6 protein-coding genes are annotated in these 6,552 nt (G+C 66.9%); all 6 read left to right on the forward strand.

Going from position 1 to position 6,552, the window contains the following annotated elements; all coding sequences use genetic code 11:
• Positions 1-279: 279 nt before the first annotated feature.
• The 6 genes from A5707_RS10830 to A5707_RS10855 all read left to right on the forward strand — a co-directional run bounded on the left by A5707_RS10830 (position 280) and on the right by A5707_RS10855 (position 6,495).
• Entirely contained in the window at positions 280-861 is a 582-nt protein-coding gene (locus A5707_RS10830; protein ID WP_156657776.1) for a DUF6676 family protein, read from the forward strand.
• Between the two features lie 234 nt (positions 862-1,095).
• The gene (gene ripA / locus A5707_RS10835; protein ID WP_065014487.1) at positions 1,096-2,556 is read left to right on the forward strand and encodes an NlpC/P60 family peptidoglycan endopeptidase RipA; all 1,461 of its coding nucleotides are present in this window, start codon (positions 1,096-1,098) and stop codon (positions 2,554-2,556) included.
• Positions 2,557-2,570: 14 nt separating this feature from the next.
• Positions 2,571-3,281 (forward strand): NlpC/P60 family peptidoglycan endopeptidase RipB, encoded by a 711-nt coding sequence (gene ripB / locus A5707_RS10840; RefSeq protein WP_419866415.1) that lies wholly within the window; start codon positions 2,571-2,573, stop codon positions 3,279-3,281.
• 135 nt (positions 3,282-3,416) lie between these two features.
• Positions 3,417-4,541, forward strand: coding sequence for an AAA family ATPase (locus A5707_RS10845; protein ID WP_065014488.1), 1,125 nt, complete (start codon positions 3,417-3,419; stop codon positions 4,539-4,541).
• Positions 4,542-4,579: 38 nt separating this feature from the next.
• Entirely contained in the window at positions 4,580-5,491 is a 912-nt protein-coding gene (locus A5707_RS10850; protein WP_419866416.1) for a DUF58 domain-containing protein, read from the forward strand.
• Entirely contained in the window at positions 5,488-6,495 is a 1,008-nt protein-coding gene (locus tag A5707_RS10855) for a VWA domain-containing protein (protein WP_065014490.1), read from the forward strand. The genes A5707_RS10850 and A5707_RS10855 overlap by 4 nt, the downstream gene beginning before the upstream one ends.
• The last annotated feature ends 57 nt before the right edge of the window (positions 6,496-6,552 follow it).

Genomic DNA, 6,552 nt, shown 5'->3' on the forward strand with positions numbered 1-6,552 from the left:
GGAGGTGCCCCCAGCGCCCGGCTGCATCCGAGGCTGCGGTCGCCGCTAGTTGTGCCCGTCGACGGGCCGTGCCGGCGGGGTGAAACTACCTTAACAGTACGCTTGTCCTGCATTCTGGGCGGCTGCCCGTACTCCACAGTGTTGTCCAGTCCGCGGCTGCTGTCATCACATCGTCGGCCAGCGGGATCCGACTGCGCAGCTTCCCCGACAAGCGGGAGGTTCTGCCACCTCAGGGCGTCTTGCCACCTGCCTCGCCGCCGGGCGGTACGGTCTTGATCCGTGACCACCCCGCATGCGCCCGTATACATTCCGGGCGAGATCTGTGGCACCGTCGGCGCCGATCCGGCGACACCGCCTGATCAGTGCATGGCGCTGGTCCGAGGGCAGATCGACGCCGAGTCCGTCAGCGCTCCGGCAGCGGTCAAGCCGGCTCTGCTTCAGGTGGTCGACCAGGCCCGTGCCGACGGCATCGACCTCAAGATCGTCGTGCTCGACCACAACCCGCCGAACGATCCACCGTTGCGCGATGTTGCCACCGTGGTCGGTTCCGACCACCCGGACGCCACCGTGCTGGTGCTCAGCCCATCGTTCGTCGGTTCCTACAGCACTCACTTTCCGCGGTCGACGCTGGAGATCGGCGAAGACAACGCCAAGACCGGCAACCCGGTGGTCTCCGCGCAGAATTTCTTGCACCAGCTGAATACGCCGCAGTTCCCCTGGGCGGCATTGACAATAGTGCTGCTGATCGGTGTCCTGGCCGCCGTTATCGGGACCCGGATTCTGCAGTTGCGAGCCAGGCGTTCAGCAACGTCCGAACACGAGGTCGAAGCGGCGGATAGCCGGCCGGAGCAAAGCGTCTAGCTCCCTGTATGCGACGCGTGTCGCATAGTCGCGGTCTCAAGCCTGCTGGCCGGGGCAAATTGGCCAGGTCACCGTTGGGTCACAATCATTTCAATTACAGACTTGTAATTTGTGACTAAAGTTTCCAATGGGCCACCTGTGACTTACGGTGCAAGTGATGTTTGTGTTCTTTTCGTGCTTCCAGTGAAAACTGGGGCCGACGCCGTCCGTCCGCGTTGAGCCATAGGGAGACTAATGAGGCGCATCCGCCGCGGCTCGCTTTCTCGACTGGCCCCGAGCCTTCGATTGGCCGCCAAGCTGGCCCGCCCGCTTGCCCCGGCGGGGCTCAGCGTGGTCGTGCTACTGGGCACACCGGGGCTCGCGGCAGCGGATCCCGGTGCCGCCCCGGACACGTTGGCGGCACTGATCGCTGACGTCGCCAACGCCGACCAACGCTTGCAGGATCTGAGCGCAGCCATTCGGACCGAACAGGAAAGCGTCAACAAAGCCCTGGTCGACGTGGAAACCGCGCGCGACAACGCCGCCGCGGCCCAGCATGACGTCGAGGTCAGCCAGCAGGGAGTCAAGGACGCCACCGCCGCCATCAACGCGGCCCAGCGCCGGTTCGACAGCTTCGCGGCAGCCACCTATATCAATGGTCCGTCGGACAGCTACCTGACCGCTGCCGGTCCCGACGACATGATCGCCACCGCCACCGCCGGGCGGGCGCTGGCCGTCAGTTCGCAGCGCGTGATGGACAACCTGCAACGGGCCCGCACCGAGCAGGTGAACAAGGAGTCCGCGGCGCGGTTAGCCAAGCAGAAGGCCGACAAGGCCGCTGCCGACGCCCAATCCAGCCAGGATGCTGCGGTGGCAGCGCTCACCAACGCCCACCGCAAGTTCGCCGAGCAACAGCAGGAAGTACATCGTCTGGGCGCCGAACGCGACGCAGCCCGGGCCAGACTCGACGCCGCCCGCAATTGGTCGGCACCGGGGGGCGGACCAGGTGCCGGCCCGCGGGCGGCGTCGCCCACCGGTGATCGCTGGGATCCTGGCGCGCAAGGTGCGGCGGCAGCGCCGGCCCGCAACCCCGGTCAGTGGGACGGGGTGTGGGACCCGACGCTTCCGATGGTGCCCAGCGCTAACGTTCCCGGCGACCCGATTGCCGTCATCAACACCGTCCTGGGGATTTCGGCGACCTCGTCGCAGGTCACCGCCAATATGGGGCGCAAGTTTCTGCAATCGGTGGGCCTCATCAAGCCCGACGCCCCTGACCCGGGCATCACCAACGGTCGGATCCCGCGGGTCTATGGACGGCAGGCGTCGGAATACGTGATCCGGCGCGGCATGTCGCAGATCGGCGTGCCGTATTCGTGGGGCGGTGGCAATGCCGCCGGCCCGAGCAACGGCATCGGCTCGGGCTCGGGCACCGTCGGCTTCGACTGCTCGGGTCTGGTGCTGTATTCGTTCGCCGGGGTGGGCATCAAGCTGCCGCATTATTCGGGTTCGCAGTACAACCTGGGCCGCAAAATCCCGTCCGCGCAGATGCGCCGCGGCGACGTGATCTTCTACGGCCCCGGCGGCAGCCAGCACGTCACGATCTACCTCGGTCAGGGTCAGATGCTCGAGGCTCCCGACGTCGGGCAGACGGTGAAGGTGTCCCCGGTGCGCACCAGTGGGATGACGCCCTACGTGGTCCGCTACATCGAGTACTGACAGTGAGAATAGTAGTGCTGCACAAGGCATCTCGTGCAATCAAGCTGACCTGGGCGATGTTGGCGGTGATCGGGCTGCTGTTCGCTCTGGCCAGTCCCGCCGGCGCCGAGGAGGGTGGCTGGGACCCGACGTTGCCGGCGGTGATCAGTGCCGGTGCGCCGGGGGACCCGGTCGCAATCGCCAACGCCTCGTTGAACGCCACCGCCCAGGCGACCCAGAGCACGCTCGATCTGGGGCGCCAGTTCCTCGGTGGGCTGGGAATCAACCTGGGCGGAAACAACACCGCGAGCACTGCGCCGACCCGGATTCCCCGGGTGTATGGCCGCCAGGCCGTCGAGTACGTGATCAAGCGTGGGTCGTCGCAGATGGGGGTGCCGTATTCGTGGGGTGGCGGCACCCCCAACGGCCCCAGCAAAGGAGTGGACTCCGGCGCAGACACCGTCGGTTTCGACTGCTCGGGTCTGATGCGGTATGCGTTCGCCGGGGTCGGCGTGCTGATCCCGCGATTCTCCGGTGATCAGTACACCGCCGGCCGGCATATACCACCGTCGCAGGCCAAACGCGGTGACCTGATCTTCTACGGTCCTGGCGGCGGTCAGCACGTCACCATGTACCTGGGGCAGGGCCAGATGCTCGAAGCATCCAGTATCGCCGGCAAAGTCACGGTCAGTCCGGTGCGGACAGCCGGCATGACGCCGTTCCTCACCCGGATCATCGAGTACTGACGGGCATGCGAGTGCAACGGCCGCGTCGACGGAATCCGGGCGGCCTGGAATAGTTGAACGCGGGCACGCCGCTGCCCCGCGACGTTCGTCGTGCGAGCAGTCGTGTCTGGATAGAGCTGTGGAAGGGTTGTATCGATGACATCAGCAGGTGGCGCCAGCGGGTACTCGGGTCCGGGCGGACCGCCGACGACGCCGGCGCACGCGGCGCCGCCCGGCGGTGGCAACGGGCTGGCTGCCGAGGTACACACCCTGGAACGGGCGATTTTCGAGGTCAAGCGGATCATCGTGGGCCAGGACCAGCTGGTGGAGCGGATGCTGGTAGGCCTGCTGTCCAAAGGCCATGTGCTGCTCGAAGGCGTGCCGGGTGTGGCCAAGACCCTGGCGGTGGAGACCTTCGCCCGGGTGGTCGGCGGGACGTTCGCCCGTATCCAGTTCACGCCGGACCTCGTGCCCACCGACATCATCGGTACTCGCATCTACCGGCAGGGCAAGGAGGAGTTCGACACCGAGCTCGGCCCGGTGGTGGTCAACTTCCTGCTCGCCGACGAGATCAACCGGGCACCGGCCAAGGTGCAGTCGGCGCTGCTGGAGGTCATGCAGGAACGCCACGTCTCCATCGGCGGCAAGACCTTCCCGCTGCCCAACCCGTTTTTGGTGATGGCCACCCAGAACCCGATCGAGCACGAAGGTGTCTACCCGCTGCCCGAGGCTCAGCGCGACCGCTTCCTTTTCAAGATCAACGTCGGCTACCCCTCACCGGAGGAGGAGCGCGAGATCATCTACCGAATGGGGGTCAAGCCCCCGGAGCCCAAGCAGATCCTCGACACCGGCGACCTGCTCCGGCTGCAGGAGATCGCATCCAACAACTTCGTGCACCATGCCTTGGTCGACTACGTGGTGCGCGTCGTCACCGCCACCCGCCACCCGGAGCAGCTCGGGATGAACGACGTCAAGAGCTGGATCTCGTTCGGCGCGTCACCGCGTGCGTCGCTGGGCATCATCGCCGCGGCGCGTTCGCTGGCGTTGGTGCGTGGCCGTGACTACGTGATCCCGCAGGACGTCGTCGAGGTCATCCCCGACGTATTGCGCCACCGGCTGGTGCTCACCTACGACGCGCTCGCCGACGAAATCTCCCCGGAGATCGTCATCAACCGCGTTCTGCAAACCGTCGCCATGCCGCAAGTGAACGCCGTTCCACAACAAGGACATTCGGTGCCCCCAGTGATGCAGGGCGCCGCGACCGCGGCTAGCGGTCGGTGACTGATTCCGAGTCGCGGGCGGTAGTCCATCCGCCGTCGATGCAACGCGGCAACATCGACGACCCGAAGCTGTCGGCAGCGCTGCGCACCCTCGAGCTGACCGTCAAACGCAAGCTTGACGGCGTCTTGCACGGTGATCACCTCGGCCTGATCCCCGGCCCGGGGTCCGAGCCGGGGGAGTCGCGGGAGTATCAGCCCGGCGACGACGTGCGGCGGATGGACTGGGCGGTCACCGCGCGTACCACTCACCCCCATGTCCGCCAGATGATCGCCGACCGCGAACTGGAGACCTGGTTGGTGGTCGACATGTCGGCCAGCCTGGACTTCGGCACCGCCGTCTGCGAGAAACGTGACCTGGCGGTGGCGGCCGCGGCTGCCATCACCTTCCTCAACAGCGGCGGCGGCAACCGGCTCGGCGCGCTGGTCGCCAACGGCGCGCAGACTATCCGGGTGCCCGCCCGCTCCGGGCGCCAGCATGAACAGACGCTGCTGCGCACCATCGCCACCACGCCCAAGGCGCCGGTCGGAGTGCGCGGTGATCTGGCGGCGGCCATTGACGCGCTGCGTCGGCCCGAGCGCCGCCGCGGAATGGCCGTGATCATCAGCGACTTCCTCGGCCCGATCAATTGGATGCGCCCGCTGCGCGCGATCGCGGCCCGCCATGAGGTGCTCGGCATCGAGGTGCTCGACCCGCGCGACGTGGAACTGCCCGACGTCGGTGACGTCGTCCTGCAAGACGCCGAATCCGGCGTCACCCGCGAGTTCACCGTCGACGCGCAGCTGCGCGACGACTTCGCCAAGGCGGCGGCGGCCCATCGCGCCGAGGTGAAGCGCACCTTCCGCAGCTGCGGCGCGCCGCTGATGTCGTTGCGCACCGACCGCGACTGGATTGCCGACATCGTCCGCTTCGTCGAGTCTCGTCGGCGGGGCGCTCTGGCGGGGCGCCAATGAGTTTGCCGTTGCTCGGGCCGATGACCCTGACCGGGTTCGCCCACGCGTGGTGGTTTCTGTTCCTGCTGGTGGTTCTCGGCATCGTCGCGCTCTACATCATCGCCCAGGTGGCCCGGCAGCGGCGGATGCTGCGCTTTGCCAACATGGAGCTGCTGGAAAGCGTGGCGCCCAAACAGCCCACCCGTTGGCGGCATCTGGCGGCGATCCTGTTGACGATCTCGTTGGTGCTGTTGACCATCGCGATGGCCGGCCCCACCCACGATGTGCGCATTCCGCGGAACCGCGCGGTGGTGATGCTGGTGATCGACGTGTCGCAGTCGATGCGCGCCACCGACGTCGACCCCAACCGCATGGTCGCCGCCCAGGTGGCCGCCAAAGAGTTCGCCGGCGAGCTGACCCCCGGCATCAACCTCGGGCTGATCGCCTATGCCGGGACTGCGACGGTCCTGGTGCAGCCGACCACCAACCGGGAGGCGACCAAAGCCGCGCTGGACAAGTTGCAGTTCGCTGACCGCACGGCCACCGGCGAAGGCATCTTCACCGCGCTGCAGGCCATCGCCACCGTCGGCGCGGTCATCGGCGGCGGAGATACCCCGCCGCCGGGCCGCATCGTGTTGTTCTCCGACGGCAAGGAAACGGTGCCGACCAACCCCGACAACCCCAAGGGCGCGTTCACCGCGGCGCGCACCGCCAAGGACCAGGGCGTGCCGATCTCCACGATTTCTTTCGGCACCCCTTACGGGTTCGTCGACATCAACGGCCAGCGCCAGCCGGTTCCCGTCGACGACACCACGATGAAAAAGGTCGCCGAACTCTCCGGAGGCAACAACTACAGCGCGTCGAATCTGCAGCAGCTCAAAGAGGTCTACGCGACGTTGCAGCAGCAGATCGGCTACGAGACGATCCGCGGCGACGCCAGCGTGGGCTGGCTGCGGCTCGGCTCGTTGATCCTGGCGCTGGCCGCCTTGGCGGCGCTGCTGATCAACCGCAGATTACCTACTTAACGTGCCGCCGAGTGGCCACTTGTGACACGTCTTTTGGGCGGACGCGTGCATTAAGTG

The organism is Mycobacterium kyorinense, assembly GCF_001672775.1.
GTDB classification, from domain to species: Bacteria; Actinomycetota; Actinomycetes; order Mycobacteriales; family Mycobacteriaceae; genus Mycobacterium; species Mycobacterium kyorinense_A.